This window comes from Streptomyces sp. DS1-CR2, assembly GCF_055760475.1.
In genome coordinates this window covers 2,194,413-2,213,237 of record NZ_CM147085.1, presented here as the reverse complement: position 1 = coordinate 2,213,237, position 18,825 = coordinate 2,194,413, and the positions used below count along the sequence as shown (strand labels likewise).

Here is an 18,825-nt window from a genome sequence, read left to right as displayed (position 1 = left end):
GCCTACGCCATCGTCAGGAACCTCTGGAGGATGGACGCGAGCAGCACCGTGAGCAGCGGCAGCGAGAACCAGAAGCTGCTCTGCAGCCAGCGCAGTTGCCGCACGCCCGGCCGGACCGCCACCCGCACGATCTCGCGCGCCCCGAGCAGCAGAACCAGGGCGACGGCTGAGAGGCCGCCCACCACGGACCACGGGGTCCAGGTGATCTGCGGGCCGATGGGCCCCGGCTCGGCCTTCGGGACCTCACCGCTCGGCTGCTTGCGCAGCGTGTACATGGTGACGTCGTCGTTGACGAGGACCTTCGTCAGTTCTCGGCGGTCGTCGAGGTTGCGGATGAGCCGGGTCTCCCAGGTCTTCGAGTAGCCGACGTCCATCTGCAGATAGACGACCTGACTCTTGTTGATCATGAGGTACGAGTTCGGGCCCGCGTCCTTGAGCGCCTTCACCAGGCTGGAGACGAGCACGGGGTCGACGGGCGCGAGCGTGGGAACGTACTGCACCTTCTCCATGTCACGCGTGCCCCACGGCATCGCGGGCGTGACGTTGTCGACGGTGTCGTTGCTCATCCACAACAGGCGGACCGTCGGGTCGTCGTGCGCGTAGACGTAGTCCATCGCCGCGACCTCGCCCTGCCTGATCCGCTCGAACGGCTCGTTGCCCCAGCGCGCCACGAGGAACCCGCCCATGAGGATCAGGCCGGCCAGCAGCGCGGCGAGCGGCGCGAGGCTCACCCGGTCGCGGTCGCGTTCCTTCGCGGTGATCCCGGTGCGCGGGAACAGCGCGAGCCCGGCGAGCAGCGCGGCGCCCGGCAGCGCGAACATGAAGACGCGCAGCGCCATCTCGCCGCCGTACGACTGCATGCCGAAGCCCAGGAACGGGACGAACGTGAGGACGAGGAGGGAGCGCTCCCGGTACTTGGCGTCGCGCCGCCGCCACCAGCCCCAGCACGCGAACGCCATCACACCGCCGGCGAGCAGCACGCGCGCGTAGAGGACGAGTTTGTGGGCCGAACTGCCGCCCTGGATACGCCCGGAGACCGACGACGACACATTGCCGCCGACGCCGCCGAGCCCGCCGAACAGCTCGTCGAAGTGGCCCGACCAGTACGGCTCCGCGAGGAACGAGACCCAGACGGCGACCAGGACCGCGAACAGGATCGGCAGGCCGCGCAGCTCGGAGCGGCCCACGAGCACCAGGACCGCGAGGACGCCGAGCATCACGAACGGGGTGAGCTGGTGGGCCGGGACCGTCGCCGCGAACAGGCCGATCAGGACGAGCAGCAGCACCGCCCGCTGGCGCCGGTCGGTGGGCTCGACCTCCAGCTCGCCGGGCCGCCGCTTGGTCCACAGCACCCGCGGCGCCCGGAACCACACCAGCAGGATGGCGACGAAGGCCAGGTAGAGGAGGTACGTGAAGCCCTGCGGGGAGAAGTAGTCCTGGCCGACCCAGCCGCTCAGCACGAAGATCCACAGCCCGGTCCACCGGGCGCGCCAGCTCGCCCGCATCGAGCGCGTGAGCAGGAACATCGGTGCCAGGTAGAGCAGTTGCATGGCGAGCGGCCACCAGCGGATGACCTCGGTCATGTCGGTGACGCCGCACGCCTTGGCGAAGAACGTCGCGACGGCGAAGAACCCCGGCCAGCTCCAGCGCGCGTCCAGATCGGGCACCGCCGAGCCGGTCCTGTCGATGTACTCCATGAAGCCGAGGTGCTGCCACGCCGTCGCGAACCGCGGCTCCGCCTCGATCACGGCGGGCAGCGCGTGCAGCGAGACGACCGTGGCGAGCAGCGTCAGCAACAGCAGCCATTTGTGCGGGCGTTCGAGCCACAGAAGGGACGCGAACACGCCGATCAGGAGCGCCGCGCCCAGCAGCGTCGCGGGCGGCAGCACCGAGATGATCCCGAGCCCGCCCATCCCGTCGAGATCGCCGTCGCCCAGGCTCAGTACGGGTCCCCAGTACAGCCCGAGCGCGGCGACGAGCAGCAGCGCCAGGACGACGGCGCGGGGGCTGAGCAGCGCGAGCCGGTCCCGCAGGGTCCGGGCGGCGGGCGCGTCCGTGGCGGGCGGGGCGAGAACTGCGGTGTCAGAGGTGCCATCAGTGCCTGAGGTGCTGGATGGGCCGGCGATGCCTGAGGTGACAGAAGCCTCCGACGTGGCAGAGGTTTCGGATGTGGCAGAGGCGGTGGCCGGCTTCGGTTCCGATTCCGGTTCCGGCTCCGCGGGCGGTCTCGGTGCCGGTGGCGGTGGGGACTTCAGCGCCCAGGTCGGCCGGTGCCCCATGTCGTCCTCCCCGCCCCCTGCCGCCGGCGTCCCGTGCGCGGGTGTCGCGGGCCCCGGCCGCACGTCGGGGCGCCGCTCCTGATGGTCCAGATTGAGCTGCACCGCGAGGTGCAGGGTGTCCGAGTCGAGCGTGCCGCGCAGCGTCTGCCCGGGGCCCTGCCGCTTGGCCCCCGTGGTCACGTCCCCAGTGCCGAGGTCGGCCAGATCGCCGTCCGGGGCCGCGACGACGGTCGGCGGCGCCGGGGGAGCGGTCCGCACGATGCGGTACAGCTTCGGCGCGGCGAGCGCCACGATCACGGCCAGGCTGGAGATCTCCGCGACGCCCGCGCCCGTCAGGCCCATCCGGGGCAGGAGCAGCAGCGTCAGACCGAGGACCAGGACGCACAACAGGCCCTGCAGCCAGGCGAGTCCGGCCGTCCGGCTCTGCGCGCGCAGCACCGCGAAGTACGTCTCCATGACCACGCGCAGCGCCGCGCCGACGGCGAACCAGCGCAGCAGCGGCGTCGCCGCGTGCGCGTAGTCGTCGCCGAAGACGCGCAGGACCAGCGGCGCCGCGAGGAACAGCAGCCCGCAGATCGGGAGCATGATCCGCGCCATCCGGCGCAGCGCCGCCCGGGTGTTCGCCGCGAGCTGCGCGGGGTCGTGCGAGCCCTCCACCGTGAGCGAGGCGCCCATGTTGATGGCGAGCAGGTTGACGGTGCCGCCGATGGTGGTGGTGATGTAGAAGTACGCGTTGTCGGCGGAGCTGACCTGCGAGGCGATCAGGACCGGGACGAGATAGACCACGGCGAGCGAGAACAGGGAGCCCGTGTAGTCGCCCGCCAGGAAGCGGCCGACCTCGCGCAGCGTCGGCGGCTTCGTCCGGTGCTCCGTGAGCTCGACGTGCCGCGGCACCAGACGCCGGAACACCAGCCAGCCCAGCGGGATCACCGACGTCGCGATGGCCACGACCCACGAGACGAAGACCCCGGTCGTGGGGATCGCCACGGCGAACGCGATCAGCAGCCCCAGCTTCACCGTCGAGAAGACGGTGTTGCCGACCGGCACCCACAGCGCGCTGCGCAGCCCGGTCAGCACGCCGTCCTGGAGCGTGAGCAGCGACCAGGCCATCACGGCGGCGATGAACCCGAGCCCGTTGACCGGGCCGTGCAGGAACCGGTACGACGGCCCCCAGACGTCCAGCGTCAGCAGGAAGACCAGCGCCGCGCACGCGACGGCGAGCGAACTCCCCGCGTACGTACGGAAGATGAAACTGCCGGTGCGCCGCCCCGCGATCGGGATGAAGCGGGCCAGCGCGCCCGTCAGGGTCACCGCGGTCAGCCCCGCGAGGAACTTCATCGCCGCGATGGCCGCCGAGCCCTGGCCCACCGAGTCCGCCGAGTAGTAGCGGGCCGCGGCCAGCCAGAAGCCGACACCGAGCACTCCGGAGATGCCGGTGTTGAGCATCAGGGCATAGGCGTTGCGGAACAGCTGGTTCCCGCCCCCTGGCCCCATGCCGTCCTTGTTGCCCTTGCCGCCCTTGCCCATGCCGGGCAGCCGCAGTCTGCGGCCGGCCGGCTGCTCGGGCTCGGTCGTCGCAGTGGTCGTGGCGGCCTGGGCGGTGGTCGTGTCAGACACGGGTTCGGATTGCCTTCCGGCGGACCTGTCGGGCTCTGCGGACCAGGGCGTACCCCTTGGTGAGGGCACGGTCCCTGACGAAGTTACGGGTGATCGCGCGGCCCTCCACGAGCCGCGTGAACTCCTCGATACCGGTGGCGCGGCGCACGGTGACGCGCTGGAGCGCGTACGGGCCCTGCCGCCGCCTGGCCAGTCCGTTGCCGACGGCCAGGGACTGGGTGAACCCGGCCCCGCGCACGGCGGCGCGCACCCGCCGGCTGGAGTAGCCGTACGGGTACGCGAACGACGCCGGCACCGCGCCGAGTTCATCGGCGACGATCTCCTTGCAGCGCAGCAGCTCGAAGCCGAGCGCGTCGTCGTCGAGCTGGTCGAGCTGCGGATGCGTGTGGCTGTGCCCGCCGATCTCCGTCCCGGCGTCGGCGAGCGCGCGCACCTCGTCCCAGCCGAGCATCGTGTCGAGCCCGCCCCCGGTGTCGTACGCCCCTCGCAGCCAGCCCGTCGACACGAACAGCGTCGACGGGAAGCCGTGCTTGGCGAGGACGGGGAGTGCGTGGCGGTGCACGCCCTCGTAGCCGTCGTCGAAGGTGATGAGGACGGGCCGCTCGGGCAGGGCGCGCCCCGGGGAGCGCCAGACCGCGGCGAGTTCGGCGGTCGTCAGGGGAGTGAGGCCGAGGTCGGCGACCGCCGCGAGCTGCTCGGCGAACGCCTCGGGCGTCACCGACAGCTCGCGCGTCGCGTCGTTCGGCTCACGCGCCACCGAGTGGTACATGAGGATGGGCACGGGCGTGCTCACGACGGCCCACCCCCCTCGGCGGCCCGGGCGTCCCCGATCTCCACGACCGAGAACGTCGCGCCCGTCCTGCGCGCCCGGAAACTGCCGAGCGCGTATCCGCCGGCCGTCGTGAGGACTCCGGCCACGATCGCCCCGGCCCGCCCCGCGCCCCCCGGCCGCGCCAGGACGAAGTCCCGTACCCCGCGCGCCACTCCGGCCGGCAGGACCCGCGTGGCGTAGCGCCGCTCGGACTCCAGGCCCTTGTCCGCGCCCACGCTCTGCGCGACCAGCGCCTTGGAAAGCCCTTCGGCGTACGCCCGGGTCCGGAAGTAGGCGAAGCGCTCGCGGCCCGCGGGGACCCGGTGGTGGATCACCGCGCGGTCGTCGATCAGGAGGACCGCGTCCGGCCTGGCGCGCGTGAGACGGATGCACAGCTCCGTCTCCTCGCAGCCGAGAGGCCGCTTGTCGCCGTCGCGGCCGATGCCCGTCGCGAAGCCGCCCGCCGCGTCGAACGCGGACCGCCGGAACGAGGCGTTCCCGCCGAGCACGTTGCGCACCCGCACCTTCCCGCGCGGCAGCCCCTTGTACGTACAGCCGACGACCCAGTCGAACTCCTCGGGGAACCACGCGGGGCGGCGGCCCGAGGCCCAGATGGGCTCCGTACGCCCGCCCACCGCCCAGACCTGGGGATCCTCGTACCCGGCGGCGAAGTGACGCAGCCAGTCCCGCTCCGCGACCGCGTCGTCGTCGAGGAACGCGATGATCCCGCCGTGCGAGACGGCGATGCCCGTGTTGCGTCCGGCCGACAGGCCGCGCGGGCCCGCGTTGGCGAGCACGCGCACGTCTTCGGACTCCTTGAACTCCTTGCCGAGACGCTCCAGGAGAGCCGGATTGTGGTCGACCACCAGCAGCGTCTCGAGAGCCGGTAGCGACTGCGCCCGCACCGAGGACACCGCCGCGAGGATGTCCTCCCAGCGGTCCTCGGTGTAGACGCAGATCACGACGGACACGCCGCCGTGCGGGGCGTGAGCGCTCAAGACACCTCTCCTCGCCCCGTGTTGAGCATGTTCGCCTGCGTCCGGCGGCGCTGCGCGCGCCGGGTCGAGCGCTCCTTGAGGATCACCTTGAGGACCCGCAGCCCGTCCCGCACGGCGCGCAGATTGCTCGCGCCGTGGATCCGCAGGTACTCGTGGCTCGGGATCTCCTGGACCTTGAGGCCGGCCTTGACGACGCGGATGTTCATCAGGGTCTCGACCTCGAAGCCGGTGCAGTCGAGGTCGATCTCGTCCAGGCAGTGCCGCCAGAACGCGTTGTAGCCGTAGCAGAGGTCGGTGTAGCGGGCGCCGAACTTCTTGTTGACGACCGTGCACAGCGCCCAGTTGCCGAGCTTGCGGACCGGCGTCATGTCGTCGGTGCCGCCGCCGTTGGCGAAGCGGGAGCCTTTGGCGAAGTCGGCGCCCGAGACCAGGGCGGAGACGTAGGAGACGATCTCCTGGCCGTCCGCGGAACCGTCCGCGTCGACCATCACGATGATGTCCCCCGTGCACGCCGCGAAGCCGGTGATGAGCGCGTCGCCCTTGCCCTTGCCGCGCTGTGGGACGACGACCACGTCGGGCCACAGTTCGCGGGCGACTTCCACCGTGTTGTCGGTGGAATTCCCGTCGACGAGAACCACTTCGTGGATCCAGTCGGGAAGTGTCTTGAACACATACGGAAGATTTTCCGCCTCATTCATGGCGGGGATCACGACGCTCACCGGCGGCGCAATCGCGAGATGGGTCGAGATCGCCCTGTACCGGCCGGCTATCGCAGGACGCACAAAAGAACTCATGAGTCTGGTCCCTCTCGTCCGGTGGACCGCCCGCCCCCGGGCGGTCCGATTTTTTATCCGGTTCGAAAGGGGGGTGCTCACCTACGGCCATGGCAAATACAGCTCTGTACAGGCCGGGTGAGCTGGCAAAATAGACCGATCGACTAAATCGGCCACGCGGCACGCGACTCGGCGGAAACTCGGTCACCGAGCACGGCACCCCCCTACCGCGCCCCGCGCCCGACCATCGCGATCCTGAGCCCTCCCCTGGATCGCTATTGCGTTGATGGTCCGATGCGGGTGGATGTACGACGGTATTGATGATGGAGACTGTATGGCAAGACCTGTATCCGGGCCTCACCTTTCTGTTGTTTTGACCTTTACCTGACCCTCGCCCTTAACTCCCCGAACGGATTTTCCCCATCCGTTTCAGGAGTTTGTCGGCCGGCTCGAAGAATTCGGGCCGGGACAGCACGGTGTTACGCAGCGCCCGGACCGGCGCGCGGCGCGCCCGGTGTCCGAGAGCGACCGGATGACGGCGTGTCACCCAACCCTCGTGCACGGTCAGTTCCCGTGTCTTGAGGGAGTCCTTGTATTCCTTCTGGCCGCGGCCGAGATCCAGATAGGCGATGCCGTCGGCGGCGGCCGCCTCGGCCATGCGCAGATGCAGGATCAGTCCGGGCGAGTATTTCGCGAACGCCGGGTCGTAGGCCGGGAACCAGCAGGCGAGCACGCGCTCGGAGCGGAGCCCGAAGTGCGCGGCGACCGGCTTCCCGCCCGCGTACAGGACCGACAGGATCCCGGCGAACGGCTCCGAAGAGGTGTGGAAGAGCTGCTGCGCGAGGCGGTTGATCCAGGCGTGCGCGAAGCGGTCGCTTCGGCCGGTCCTGCGGTACTGGGCCGACTTCCACTCCATCAGCGTCGCCAGGGCCTCCGGGTCGCGCTCGTCGTGCACGTAGCGCACCTCGCCGGCGTCCCGGCCCAGCCTGCGGTCCTTGGCCAGTGTCGTCCTGGTGAACTTCGGCGACCTCTCGCGCAGCAGGCGCAGATATGTCTCGTACCCCTGGTCGACGTCCATGACCGGGGAAGGGAAGCTGCCGGAGGCCTCCGCCTCGAACGGCTCCTGGCCTCCCACCAGGTGGTCGAACTCCCATACCGAGAGCCCGCAGGCCCGCAGCAGGTCACGGGCGTCCCACTCGAAGCCGGGTCTGTGCACCAGGCCCTGGCTGTCGGAGACGCCGAGGCCGACGGCTCTGCCGACGCCGGTGGCGGATCTCTGGAACGGGAAGAACGCCGCGGGTTCGCCGTCCTCGCGCACGACGGCTATCCGCACGCCGCGCCGGCAGCGGCCCATCGCGAGGGTGAACTCGGGTGAGAGGAAAGGGTTCGCCAGCTCGGGTGAGCCGTGCAGATGTGCCTTCGACTGCATGGCAGTCCAGGCGGCCCGGTCGGCGGCGGTCAGCTCACCGGGCCGGTGCAGGGTGATGTCCACGTCAGGCGTCCCGCCTTCCCGGTGCGCGGCCGAGGAGCCGCCGCGCGGGGACCATGGGTGCGACGAGGCCGACGACGCTGATCACCGCGATCGTGACGACCCCGCCGGTCACCGACCAGCGGTGCGTGGCGAGCATCGCCTCGGCCACGAGCAGGTCGAGCGCGACCGCTCCCGCGACGGCACAGATCCAGCGGCCCCACGGATCGAGTCCGCGCAGCGCCGAACCGATCGCGGCGCCTGGCGCCGCGATCAGGAAGAAGAGCGTCAACGGGCCGCGCAACGGCGACGAGATGTCCGCGAGCGCCAGTACCGCGCCGACCCCTCCGACGGCGGCGGCGACCCCTGCTGTCAGGGGTGATACGTCCCTGCTGCGTCCCGACTGCGCAGGTGACGGTGCTCTGTCTGATGACGGTGGCTTGATGCCGATGGTCTGCATTGGCGACTTTGCCCCCCGAAGCGCCGGATGCCGGGCTTCAATGTCGCGCAGTCCCGGGGCCCCAGTCAAGGTGCGGAGGGAGTGTGCAGATGTCATACGCACGTTCCCCGGAGACCTGGTGCGCCGCGAAGGAACTCACGTTCACACAGCGGCAGTTGGGACTGGCCGGTCTACGGGCGTAGCGCAAGGAAGTTGAGGGTATGTCATAAGCCTGACATGCACCTGCAATCGAACGACGGGCGAACTCCCGTGAGGCGTACGAGAAAAGGTTGACATGGACACTTCCCGTGAACTGTGGGGCGTGCTACCACAGTTGTGGCAGAGATCCTGCTAACGGAGGTTTTCATGAGACGTTTCCGAATTACGGCGTACGTGACCTCAATCCTCTTCGCGGCCGGCGTCGCCCTCACCGGGGCGAGCGCGGCCCAGGCGTCCGAACAGGCAGCGGCCACGGGCTATGTGGCCCTCGGCGACTCGTACTCGTCCGGCGTGGGTGCTGGCAGCTACGACAGCTCCAGCGGCTCCTGCAAGCGCAGCACGAAGGCCTATCCCGCACTCTGGGCGGCCTCCCACTCACCCTCGAGCTTCAGCTTCACCGCCTGCTCCGGCGCCCGTACGGGTGATGTTCTCTCCGGACAACTGGGCCCGATCAACTCCGGCACCGGCCTCGTCTCGCTCTCGATCGGCGGCAACGACGCGGGCTTCGCGGACGTCATGACCACCTGCGTCCTGCAGTCCGAGTCGACCTGTGTCGCCCGCGTCAACGAGGCCAAGGCGTACATCCAGAACACCCTGCCCGGCCAGCTCGACTCGGTGTACTCCGCGATCACCGCGAGGGCACCGGCCGCCCATGTCGTCGTCCTCGGATACCCGCGCTTCTACCAGCTCAACGGCTCCTGCGTCGCGGGCCTGACCGAGACCGAGCGCGCCGCGATCAACGGCGCGGCCGACCTGATCAACTCCACCACCGCCAAGCGGGCCGCCGACCACGGCTTCGCGTTCGGCAACGTGACCTCGACCTTCACCGGTCACGAGATCTGCTCCGGCAGCGCCTGGCTGCACAGCGTCAACTGGCTGGACCCCAGCGAGTCCTACCACCCCACCGCGGCCGGCCAGTCCGGCGGCTACCTCCCCGTGTTCAGCGCGGCCGCCTAGTACCACCTGTACGTCTGCGTACGTCTGCGTACCTAGTACGACGGTGAAGGCGAGGGAGAGGTCCCGCCCGTAGGGGACTCCGTCTTGCACGTCACCGTGTACGCCACCGAGTTCGACGTGGCACGGACGGGGTCGCGCACCTCCACGCTGACCTGGTTGTGGAGTGTGGCCCCGTCCGTGTGGCCCGTCTCGACATGGTCGACCGACCTGGTCTTCGGGCCGCCGGACGCGAAGCTGAGCGTCTTCCACTCCGGGTCGCTCGACTCGCCGCTCTCCGTCACCCAGCGGTACTGGACGTCGACGGGCACGCGGCCCACCGTGAACGTCGCCCTGAAGGCCGGAGCCTCGCCTCCCGGCGGCGGGCAGATGCCGCTGTAACTCCCGCGCACTGCCGAGACGCTGACCCGCACGGACTGCTGCGGCGTCGAATGCTCGCCTCCGCCACCCTTGCCGCTGCCGTCGTCCCCGCTCGGCGAGCCGCCACCGCCACCCTTCGAATCATCGTCCGAGGGGCTGCGCGACGCGCCGGAGGAACTCCCGCCGGAACTCCCGCCGCTCCCGCCGGAGTTGTCGTTCCCGTCACCCCGGTTCATCAGCGCGTATGTGAGCCCGCCAAGCGCCAGAAGCAGCGCCACGACACCGGCCAGCAGGACGGCGACGGAGCGACGAGGGCGCTCCGGAGGCGTCGTGGCCGGATCCGGGGAGGCCGTCGTGCCGTGCCCCGAGCCGAATCCGGCCGGAACCGGCGCCGGCGGCGTCCCCTGCCAGGACGTCTGCGTCGGCGCCGACTCCGGGGACGCCGAGACCGTGCCCGCGCGGGGCGTGCCGCCCGCGCCCACCTGCCGCAGATCGCGCTCGGCATCGGCCGCCGACGTCCGCTCGGCCGGGTCCTTGCGCAGCAGCCCCTCGATGACGAGGGCCAGCGGCCCCGCGCGGTGGGCGGGCGGCAGCTCCTCGTCCACGACCGCCCGCAGCGTGCTCAGCGGCGTCTCCTGCCGGAAGGGTGACTGTCCCTCGACGGCCGCGTACAGCAGGACCCCGAGCGACCACAGGTCGGACTCGGGTCCCGGTGTGCGCCCCAACGCCCGTTCCGGTGAGAGGAATTCGGGCGAGCCGATCACCTCGCCCGTCATCGTGATCGCCGACGTGCCCTCGACCATGGCGATGCCGAAGTCCGTCAGGACGATGCGCCCGTCGTTCGCGATCAGTACATTGCCCGGCTTCACATCCCGGTGCAGAACGCCCGCCTCGTGCGCGGCACGCAGTGCGGCGACCACTTCGGCCCCGATGTGCGCGGCGCGCCGCGGGGGCAGCGGGCCCTCGGCGTCCAGGAGGTCGGAGAGGGAGAGCCCGCGCACCAGTTCCATCACGATCCAGGGGCGGCCGTCCTCCGTCGCCACGTCGTAGACGGTGACCACGTTCCGGTGCGAGATGCGGGCCGCGGCCCAGGCCTCCCGCTCCAGGCGCGCGTACATCCGGTCGACCTCGCCCGTCGGGAGCCCGGCCGGGGCGCGTACCTCCTTGACGGCGACCTCACGGCCCAGGACCTCGTCGCGGGCGCGCCAGACGGTGCCCATTCCGCCCTCGCCCAGGGGGCTCAGCAGCCGGTACCGCCCCGCGATCACCCGCGCTTCGCTGGCCCCTCGACTGCCCGGATTCTCGCTCACGGGAGCCCCCCATCCGTAGCGGTGCGATTCTCCACAAAGCTAGCCCAGTGTCCGTGAGATCGCCCACGTTCCGGACGCGCTCATTCATGCCCGCCATGTCCAACTCGCCCTGGAATCAGTTGGATTCGGCGAGTAATCGTCAACCTCCTTATAGGGGAGGTGAATCCTGCGACCGGGATACACGAGTGTCACCACGGGGCGATAGGGTTAACCTGCCCGGGCCGGGTGCCCTCGTACGGGTGGGGAGTGACATGGAACAGATAACAGTGCGCAGCAGGGCACGTGTGCCTGCGATCACCTGCGGGAGCAGTGCGACCAGCACGCGTCTCGACCGCCATCTCTCGGTGCTGGGCGGTCCCGCCGTCCCGCAGCGCGAAGCGGCCGAGGCGACGTCGCTGATGCGTGAGCTCACCTCGCGTGACGTCGCGCACGAGCGCAGCAGCAGGGGCGCGCGAGTGAGCCGGGTCTCGCTCTTCGCACCACTGCGGCGACTGCGCCGCTCGCTGTTCGGCGGCCGCCGCTGACAGGTGGTCATCACCGGCACAGCCCGGTCCCGCGCTCAGGCGACCATGCCGTACCGGCACGGCGCCGCGAACTCCGCCACCGTCATCCCCACGGCATGCGGCGTCACCCAGGCATGGTCGTCTGACGCGGGACAGGTCTCTCCTGTCACCCCAGCACCGCTCGCCCCATCGGGCCGCCCGGCACTGAAACGGCACTGATCCGCGCCGACGCGCGCCGACACGGCATGTGAGCCGCACCCTCCCGGTGCGCGCCGCCGTGCACCTACGTCAGCCTTGCGCCGCCGTGCCCCTCCCCCCTCTCACGCGTGCCCTCCGCCCTCTCACGCGTGCCCTCCGCGCGGCCGGTTTCCCGCCGTTCCGGGACCTGTTGACCGCCCCCGCGGACGTCGCCGCACGCAGTTACCCCTGTCCGGTGCGTAACAGGTTTGTCATGCACGGATGTTGACGGGGCAATGTTCCGGGGCCAATGTTGCGCCTGATCCTGATCGTTTGGCCTGTACACGGAAACCTCACCCCTCGGAGGTACGCGCGTGTGTGACCTGCACGACCAGCACGAGCATGAGCACGGGACGGCTCAGACCGCCGCCGGCCCGCAGCTCAGCAGGCGCCGCATCATGCAACTGCTCGGCGCGGCCGGAGTGACCGCCGCCATGACCGCCGAGGCCGACCCGGCGATGGCCGCGGCGGCCGACTCCATCGTCGAGGAGGCCGGTGCGTACAAGGCGCCCGAGGGCCTCGCCGAGGACAGCCCCGCCAAGTCCTCCGCCCTCGGCTGGATCACCTCCAACTCCTCCCGCATCACGGGCCTGAACGAGGAGATCTGGGAGCACGCGGAGCTTTCGCTGCGCGAGTGGAACTCCTCGGTCGCCGAGGCCGGATTCCTCGAAAAGGCGGGATTCGACGTCAAGTTCGGCACGGCCGGCTTCCCGACGGCGTTCACGGCGACCTTCTCGTACGGCAGCGGCGGCCCGGTCCTCGGCTTCAGCGGCGAGTACGACGCGCTGCCCGGGCTCTCCCAGAACAAGGGCGTCGGCCACCACGATCCGCGCGAGTACATCCACGACCCCTTCTCCCCGAGCTACGGGCCCGGCCACGGCTGTGGGCACAGTGCGCTCGGTACCGCGGCGGCAGCAGCCGCGGCGGCGGTCGCGCAGGCCGCGAAGAAGCACAAGCTGCCGGTCACGGTGAAGTTCTTCGGCTCGACGGCCGAGGAGGCGCTGATCGGCAAGACGTACGCGGTCAGCAGGGGCGTGTACGACGGGCTCGACGCGTTCCTCGACTGGCACCCCTCCACCGCCAACGCCACCGGCTGGGGCACCAGCAACGCCATGACCGCGGTCACCTTCACGTTCCTCGGCGTCGCGGGCCACGGCGGCACCCCGCTCGGCAACAAGTCGGCGCTGGACGCCGCCGTGATGATGGCGACGATGTCGGAGTTCCTGCGCGAGGAGAACATGGCTCCGGCCGCGCGCCTGCACTGGGTCATCAACAACGGCGGCGACATCCCGAACGTGACCCCGGAGATCGCCGAGATCTCCTATTACGTGCGCGAGGGCAGCACGGCCCGCGTCCAGGTGCTGCTGGACAAGGTGATCGCGATCTCCGAGGCCGCCGCCAAGGCCTCGCAGACCAAGGTGCAGCACCGCATCACCTCCGCCTGCTGGAACCAGCTGCCCAACAAGGCGGCCGCGGAACTGCTGTACGACAACATGCGGCAGATCGGCCCGCCCGCGTTCACCGCCGAGGCGCACCAGCTGGCGAAGGACCTGCAGAAGTCCCTGGGGCTTGCGGAGGTCGGCATGCACGACAAGGTCGCCGAACTGACCCCGCCCAACCCCGTGTTCCTGGGCGGCGGTTCGACGGACGTCGCCGACATCAGCTGGAACGTGCCGACCGTGTCGATGGGTGCCGCGCTCGCCCCGATCGGCGGCAAGTTCCACACCTGGTCCACCGCGGCGTGCGCCGCCGCGGCGCCCGGTCAGGCCGCGGTGATCGCCGCCGCGAAGTACCTGGCGGCGACGGCGGTCGACCTGATCACGCAGCCCGAGCGGCTCAAGGCACTCAAGGACGAGTTCGAGCAGCGCACCAAGGACGTCGAGTGGAAGACGGCGCTGCCGGACGGCTATGAGCCGCCCATGTACGAGCCGCCGGCCTGGTTCCTGAAGAAGACCGGGCAGAAGTGGCCGCCGGACAACATCACCTGGCCGCCCCGGCGGGTCGTCTCGCAGGAGAAGTTCTCCTCCCTCGGACCCGAGCTGACCCCGCAGAAGTAGCGCGGTCCGAGCGGCCCGCAGTTCGCTCAGCGTCCGCCGGTCGTATACCGGCGGACAGCGAGCGGCACGCACACCGCGAGCAGCACCGCGCACCAGGCGAGCGAGCCGGCCACCGGGTGCGCCACCGGCCACGAGGAGCCACCGGGCACGGGGGCGTTGCCGAACAGATCGCGTGCCCAGAGCACCGGGCCCGTCGACATGGAGGCGGCCTTCGAGCGGGCCCTCGGGCGCACGCTCGACGGGTTCGTTTCCTCCTGAACACGAGGGAAGCGCCGCCTCTCACAGGAGCGCGAACTGTCCGAGGCCGCCGCCAAGGCCTCGCAGACCAAGGTGCAGCACCGCATCACCTCCGCCTGCTGGAACCAGCTGCCCAACAAGGCGGCCGCGGAACTGCTGTACGACAACATGCGGCAGATCGGCCCGCCCGCGTTCACCGCCGAGGCGCACCAGCTGGCGAAGGACCTGCAGAAGTCCCTGGGGCTTGCGGAGGTCGGCATGCACGACAAGGTCGCCGAACTGACCCCGCCCAACCCCGTGTTCCTGGGCGGCGGTTCGACGGACGTCGCCGACATCAGCTGGAACGTGCCGACCGTGTCGATGGGTGCCGCGCTCGCCCCGATCGGCGGCAAGTTCCACACCTGGTCCACCGCGGCGTGCGCCGCCGCGGCGCCCGGTCAGGCCGCGGTGATCGCCGCCGCGAAGTACCTGGCGGCGACGGCGGTCGACCTGATCACGCAGCCCGAGCGGCTCAAGGCACTCAAGGACGAGTTCGAGCAGCGCACCAAGGACGTCGAGTGGAAGACGGCGCTGCCGGACGGCTATGAGCCGCCCATGTACGAGCCGCCGGCCTGGTTCCTGAAGAAGACCGGGCAGAAGTGGCCGCCGGACAACATCACCTGGCCGCCCCGGCGGGTCGTCTCGCAGGAGAAGTTCTCCTCCCTCGGACCCGAGCTGACCCCGCAGAAGTAGCGCGGTCCGAGCGGCCCGCAGTTCGCTCAGCGTCCGCCGGTCGTATACCGGCGGACAGCGAGCGGCACGCACACCGCGAGCAGCACCGCGCACCAGGCGAGCGAGCCGGCCACCGGGTGCGCCACCGGCCACGAGGAGCCACCGGGCACGGGGGCGTTGCCGAACAGATCGCGTGCCCAGAGCACCGGGCCCGTCGACATGGAGGCGGCCTTCGAGCGTGCCCTCGGGCGCACGCTCGACGGGTTCGTTTCCTCCTGAACGCGAGGGAAGCGCCGCGTCTCACAGGAGCGCGAACTGGCCGCCCGGGCCCTCCTCGTGATGGTCGAGGACCGAGGCGGGCCTGCGGGTGGCCGGCGCCGGCGGCAGGACGCGAGCCTCGTGCAGATCCGTCGCGGTGATGGACGCGCCGGGGTCCGCCGTCAACTCCTCTTGCTGTGCGCGCAGTTCGGTGAGCAGCGCCAGTACCGTGACGATCTCCAGGAGCTCCGACGTCCACGGCTGCGGCCAGGCGCCGGGGCGGATCCCGGCCAGCGTCCCCGGCTCGGGGGCCGCGGTCCTGCGGGCGAACCACTGCTCGATCACCCGTACCCCGCTCACCTCGAAGTCCCAGGCCTCGGCGGGCACCGGGGAGATACGGCCGTCGCCGATGAGCAGGGCCTGCTCCTCGCGGTCGTAGAGCAGCTCGGCGGGGCGGTCCGGGAGCGGGGCGCGCACATACGGGCGGCGGCCGCCGGGGAGTTTGGGCCGGTCGCCGTCGGCGCCGCGGCGCAGCAGCCACAGGATCCGCTCGCCGAGGGCCGTGCCGAAGGCCCAGCGTCCGGCGTCGTCCGGGAGCGGGACCCGCGGCCCCTGCGGGGAGGGCCGCGCCGCGGCGAGGATCCAGGCGAGCAGGTCGCGCGCCCCCACCTCGTGCCCGAAACGGCCGGAGAGCTCGGTGAGCAGACCAGGCGTGACGTTCGGTTCAAGGCCCCCAGGGCGCCGGTACAGCGGGCGGATGCGGCCGGGGCGTCCCGCGGGGGACCGGCCCTCGGGCAGGATCGCGCAGGCGAGCACCGCGGGCCCGCCCGCCCCGGGCACGAACCCCTGCTCGACGACGAACAGCTGGCTCTCGTCGGCCACCCGCCACAGCTCCGGGCGGGCCGCGTCGATCAGCCGGTGGTCCGGTATCAGCCACTGCTCGTCGAAGGGGGCGTGCAGCACCCGGACGGGCTCGGGGCAGGGACCGTCGGCGTGGGTCAGGTCGTCCGTCGGGGTGCGCCGGCCGGGGAGCTGGGCGACGGCCGTGCGCAGGGTGCGCGCCCGGCTCGGTTCGAGCAGTGACTCGCGCTCCGTCGCCTCGGCCTTCACGAACGCGGACCAACGGGCCTTCAGGGAGGCCGGGTCCGGGGCCAGCGGCCAGCCGCGGCCGAGGCGCAGGGGCGCGACGGACCACGGCATGAGGTCCGCGAGCAGCGGCGCGTCAACAAGGCTTTCGAGGCTGTCGGGCGTCACGTCCGGCATCGTACGACGCGGTCAGTGCGCGTCGAGAGTGACCGTGAACGAGAACCGGTCGCCGCGGTAGTGGATGACGGCGACGTCCAGCGGCCGGCCGTCCTCGTCGTACGTGATGCCCGTGTAGTGCAGGATCGGGCTGAGCAGCGGGACCTGGAGGAGCCGGGCCGTCTCCGGGTCCGCCAGCCGGGCCTCGACGGTGTCGGTGATCCGGCTGATGCGCACGCCGACGACGTCGCGCAGGACCTTCGTCATCGGCCAGCGCACCAGGTCGGCCAGGTCGACGCGGTCGGCGAGGTCGGTCCTGATGTAGTTGCGTGCGTGGTTCGTCGGCTCTCCGGTCTTCTCGTCGCAGCGCAGCCGGTGGTACGTCGCCACGGTCCCGGCCCCCGGGAAGTGCTCGGCGAACGCGACGGGCACCGGCACCGTGCCGTGGTCGAGCAGTTCGGTCGTCATGCCCGACTGCTGGGCCACGATGGCGTCGACCGAACCGAGGAGGCGCACCGGCGCTCCCCGCAGCGCGGCCGGTTCGATGAAGGTGCCGCGCCTGCGGTGCCGGGTGATGAGCCCCTCGTCCTCCAGCTCCTTGAGCGCCTGCCGCATGGTCAGGACGCTCACCCCGTAGTGCCCCGCGAGCTGTTCCTCGGTGGGCAGGCGCAGCGGGTCGTCGGGGGAGCGCCCGAGTATGGAGGCGCGCAGGGACTGCGACACCTGATACCAGAGCGGCAGCTTGCGATTCAGGACGATCGAGTCCGGGGCGAAAGAGGTCACGGGGCTATCCGTATCGGTCGGGCGCGTTCAGTGCAACGGGCTCAGTGCGACGGCCTGAAGTGCCGTTCGAGGCCGCTCCACACGTCGTCGTAGCCGCGCTGGAGGTGATCGGCCTGCGCCGCCTGGGCGGTCGCGGTCACCGGCCACCGGGTCTCGAACATGAAGGCGAGCCCGTCGTCGACCTTCTGCGGCCCGAGCTCGGCGGCCGACGCCTTGTCGAAGGTCTCACGGTCCGGGCCGTGCGCCGACATCATGTTGTGCAGCGAACCACCGCCCGGAACGAAGCCCCCCTTGCCGGCCCTCTTGGCGTCGTACGCGCCCTCGATCAGGCCCATGTACTCGCTCATCACGTTCCGGTGGAAGTACGGCGGCCGGAACGTGTCCTCGCCGACCAGCCAGCGCGGCGCGAACACGACGAAGTCCACGCCCGCGAGCCCGGGAGTATCGCTCGGTGAGGTGAGGACCGTGAAGATCGACGGATCCGGGTGGTCGTAGCTGATCGACCCGATGACATTGAAACGGCGCAGGTCGTAGACGTACGGGACATGGTTGCCGTGCCAGGCGACGACATCGAGCGGCGAGTGGTCGTATGTGGCGCGCCAGAGGTTTCCGCAGAACTTGTTCACCACCTCCACCGGCCCTTCGGTGTCCTCGTACGCGGCGACGGGGACCATGAAGTCCCGGGCGTTCGCCAGGCCGTTGGCGCCGATCGGGCCCAGGTCGGGCAGCCGGAAGGGGGAGCCGTAGTTCTCGCAGACGTAGCCGCGCGCCTCGCCGTCGAGGAGTTCGACGCGGAAACGGACCCCGCGCGGGATCAGCGCGACATGGCCGGGGTCCACGTGCAGCTGGCCGAACTCGGTGCGCAGCAGCAGCCCGCCGCGCTCGGGGACGATCAGGAGCTCGCCGTCCGCGTCGCTGAACACCCGGTCCGTCATGGAGGAGTTGGCGTGGTAGAGGTGCACAGCCATCCCGGTGCGCTGGGTCACGTCGCCGTTCCCGCCGAGCGTCCACAGGCCCGCCAGGAAGTCCGTGCCGGGGGCCGGCTCGGGCAGCGGGTCCCAGCGCAGCCGGTTGGGGTCGGGGACGGACTCGGTGAAGGGAGCGGTGCGCAGCGCGCCGTTGTCCGCCCGTACGAACGCCGGGTGCGCGGCCGAGGGGCGGATCCGGTACAGCCACGAACGCCGGTTGTGCGCCCTCGGCTCGGTGAACGCGGCGCCGCTCAGCTGCTCCGCGTACAGACCGAGCGGGGCGCGCTGCGGCGAGTTGCGTCCATGGGGCAGAGCGCCGGGCACCGCCTCCGAGCTGTGCTCGTTGCCGAAGCCCGAGAGGTAGGCAAGCCCCTCGGCGGTCTTCCTCGCGTCACGCATGTCGCTCCCTCGTCCATGATTCCTATGCTCAACCGTAGGATTCCCCTTTTCCTTGCGCAAGAGCTCTCCGCGAAGCTGAACAGTCCTCTACTCTCCGGGGCATGCCGTGGACGACGCCGGGACTGCCGTGGACGGGGGTGGCCCCGTACGCCGCCGCGCACCGCGGGGCGCTCGTGAGCGCCGGAACCGGGGGCGGGTGACA

General features: G+C 70.9%; 14 protein-coding genes and 2 pseudogenes. 4 read left to right on the top strand and 12 right to left on the bottom strand.

The genetic code is table 11. The annotated features are described in order from the left end of the window. Nucleotides 1-2: 2 nt before the first annotated feature. From ACY0PA_RS10975 to ACY0PA_RS10950, 6 genes are all read right to left on the bottom strand, one after another. Nucleotides 3-3,896 (bottom strand): lipopolysaccharide biosynthesis protein, encoded by a 3,894-nt coding sequence (locus ACY0PA_RS10975; protein ID WP_473084456.1) that lies wholly within the window; start codon nucleotides 3,894-3,896, stop codon nucleotides 3-5. Beyond that, nucleotides 3,889-4,665, bottom strand: a complete 777-nt coding sequence (locus tag ACY0PA_RS10970) for a polysaccharide deacetylase family protein (RefSeq protein WP_473086288.1) — start codon at nucleotides 4,663-4,665, stop codon at nucleotides 3,889-3,891. The genes ACY0PA_RS10975 and ACY0PA_RS10970 overlap by 8 nt, the downstream gene beginning before the upstream one ends. A gap of 20 nt (nucleotides 4,666-4,685) precedes the next feature. Beyond that, nucleotides 4,686-5,705 carry a glycosyltransferase family 2 protein gene (locus tag ACY0PA_RS10965; protein WP_473084455.1) on the bottom strand — a complete coding sequence of 340 codons (1,020 nt, stop codon included), beginning with the start codon at nucleotides 5,703-5,705 and terminating at the stop codon, nucleotides 4,686-4,688. Then, the gene (locus tag ACY0PA_RS10960; RefSeq protein ID WP_473084454.1) at nucleotides 5,702-6,499 is read right to left on the bottom strand and encodes a glycosyltransferase family 2 protein; all 798 of its coding nucleotides are present in this window, start codon (nucleotides 6,497-6,499) and stop codon (nucleotides 5,702-5,704) included. Before ACY0PA_RS10960 ends, ACY0PA_RS10965 begins: the two co-directional genes overlap by 4 nt. 376 nt (nucleotides 6,500-6,875) lie before the next feature. Continuing rightward, on the bottom strand, nucleotides 6,876-7,970 hold the full coding sequence (locus ACY0PA_RS10955) for a GNAT family N-acetyltransferase (RefSeq protein WP_473084453.1): 1,095 nt from the start codon (nucleotides 7,968-7,970) through the stop codon (nucleotides 6,876-6,878). Nucleotide 7,971: 1 nt separating this feature from the next. Next, entirely contained in the window at nucleotides 7,972-8,406 is a 435-nt protein-coding gene (locus ACY0PA_RS10950; RefSeq protein ID WP_473084452.1) for a hypothetical protein, read from the bottom strand. A 345-nt stretch (nucleotides 8,407-8,751) separates the two neighbouring features. On the opposite strand from ACY0PA_RS10950, the gene ACY0PA_RS10945 reads away from it, so the two are divergent. After that, nucleotides 8,752-9,561 carry an SGNH/GDSL hydrolase family protein gene (locus tag ACY0PA_RS10945; RefSeq protein ID WP_473084451.1) on the top strand — a complete coding sequence of 270 codons (810 nt, stop codon included), beginning with the start codon at nucleotides 8,752-8,754 and terminating at the stop codon, nucleotides 9,559-9,561. 32 nt (nucleotides 9,562-9,593) lie between these two features. On the opposite strand, the gene ACY0PA_RS10940 is transcribed toward ACY0PA_RS10945, so the two are convergent. Further along, complete coding sequence (locus ACY0PA_RS10940; RefSeq protein ID WP_473084450.1) at nucleotides 9,594-11,228, bottom strand: serine/threonine-protein kinase; 1,635 nt, start codon at nucleotides 11,226-11,228, stop codon at nucleotides 9,594-9,596. Nucleotides 11,229-11,479: 251 nt separating this feature from the next. On the opposite strand from ACY0PA_RS10940, the gene ACY0PA_RS10935 reads away from it, so the two are divergent. Together ACY0PA_RS10935 and ACY0PA_RS10930 are read left to right on the top strand one after the other, a co-directional pair. Then, the gene (locus ACY0PA_RS10935; protein WP_473084449.1) at nucleotides 11,480-11,752 is read left to right on the top strand and encodes a hypothetical protein; all 273 of its coding nucleotides are present in this window, start codon (nucleotides 11,480-11,482) and stop codon (nucleotides 11,750-11,752) included. 530 nt (nucleotides 11,753-12,282) lie between these two features. Continuing rightward, nucleotides 12,283-14,025, top strand: coding sequence for an amidohydrolase (locus ACY0PA_RS10930; protein ID WP_473084448.1), 1,743 nt, complete (start codon nucleotides 12,283-12,285; stop codon nucleotides 14,023-14,025). Between the two features lie 26 nt (nucleotides 14,026-14,051). Here ACY0PA_RS10930 and ACY0PA_RS10925 read toward each other — a convergent pair. Further along, nucleotides 14,052-14,198, bottom strand: a pseudogene (locus ACY0PA_RS10925) (ABC transporter permease); the annotation flags it as partial. A 157-nt stretch (nucleotides 14,199-14,355) separates the two neighbouring features. On the opposite strand from ACY0PA_RS10925, the gene ACY0PA_RS10920 reads away from it, so the two are divergent. Then, nucleotides 14,356-14,994 carry a hypothetical protein gene (locus ACY0PA_RS10920; RefSeq protein ID WP_473084447.1) on the top strand — a complete coding sequence of 213 codons (639 nt, stop codon included), beginning with the start codon at nucleotides 14,356-14,358 and terminating at the stop codon, nucleotides 14,992-14,994. Nucleotides 14,995-15,020: 26 nt separating this feature from the next. On the opposite strand, the pseudogene ACY0PA_RS10915 reads toward ACY0PA_RS10920, so the two are convergent. From ACY0PA_RS10915 to hmgA, 4 genes and pseudogenes are all read right to left on the bottom strand, one after another. Continuing rightward, nucleotides 15,021-15,167: pseudogene (locus ACY0PA_RS10915) on the bottom strand (ABC transporter permease); the annotation flags it as partial. Between the two features lie 106 nt (nucleotides 15,168-15,273). After that, nucleotides 15,274-16,494, bottom strand: a complete 1,221-nt coding sequence (locus tag ACY0PA_RS10910; RefSeq protein ID WP_473084446.1) for a type ISP restriction/modification enzyme — start codon at nucleotides 16,492-16,494, stop codon at nucleotides 15,274-15,276. A gap of 12 nt (nucleotides 16,495-16,506) precedes the next feature. Next, complete coding sequence (locus tag ACY0PA_RS10905; RefSeq protein WP_473084445.1) at nucleotides 16,507-17,256, bottom strand: GntR family transcriptional regulator; 750 nt, start codon at nucleotides 17,254-17,256, stop codon at nucleotides 16,507-16,509. 41 nt (nucleotides 17,257-17,297) lie between these two features. Beyond that, nucleotides 17,298-18,623 carry a homogentisate 1,2-dioxygenase gene (gene hmgA / locus ACY0PA_RS10900; RefSeq protein WP_473084444.1) on the bottom strand — a complete coding sequence of 442 codons (1,326 nt, stop codon included), beginning with the start codon at nucleotides 18,621-18,623 and terminating at the stop codon, nucleotides 17,298-17,300. Between the last annotated feature and the right edge of the window lie 202 nt (nucleotides 18,624-18,825).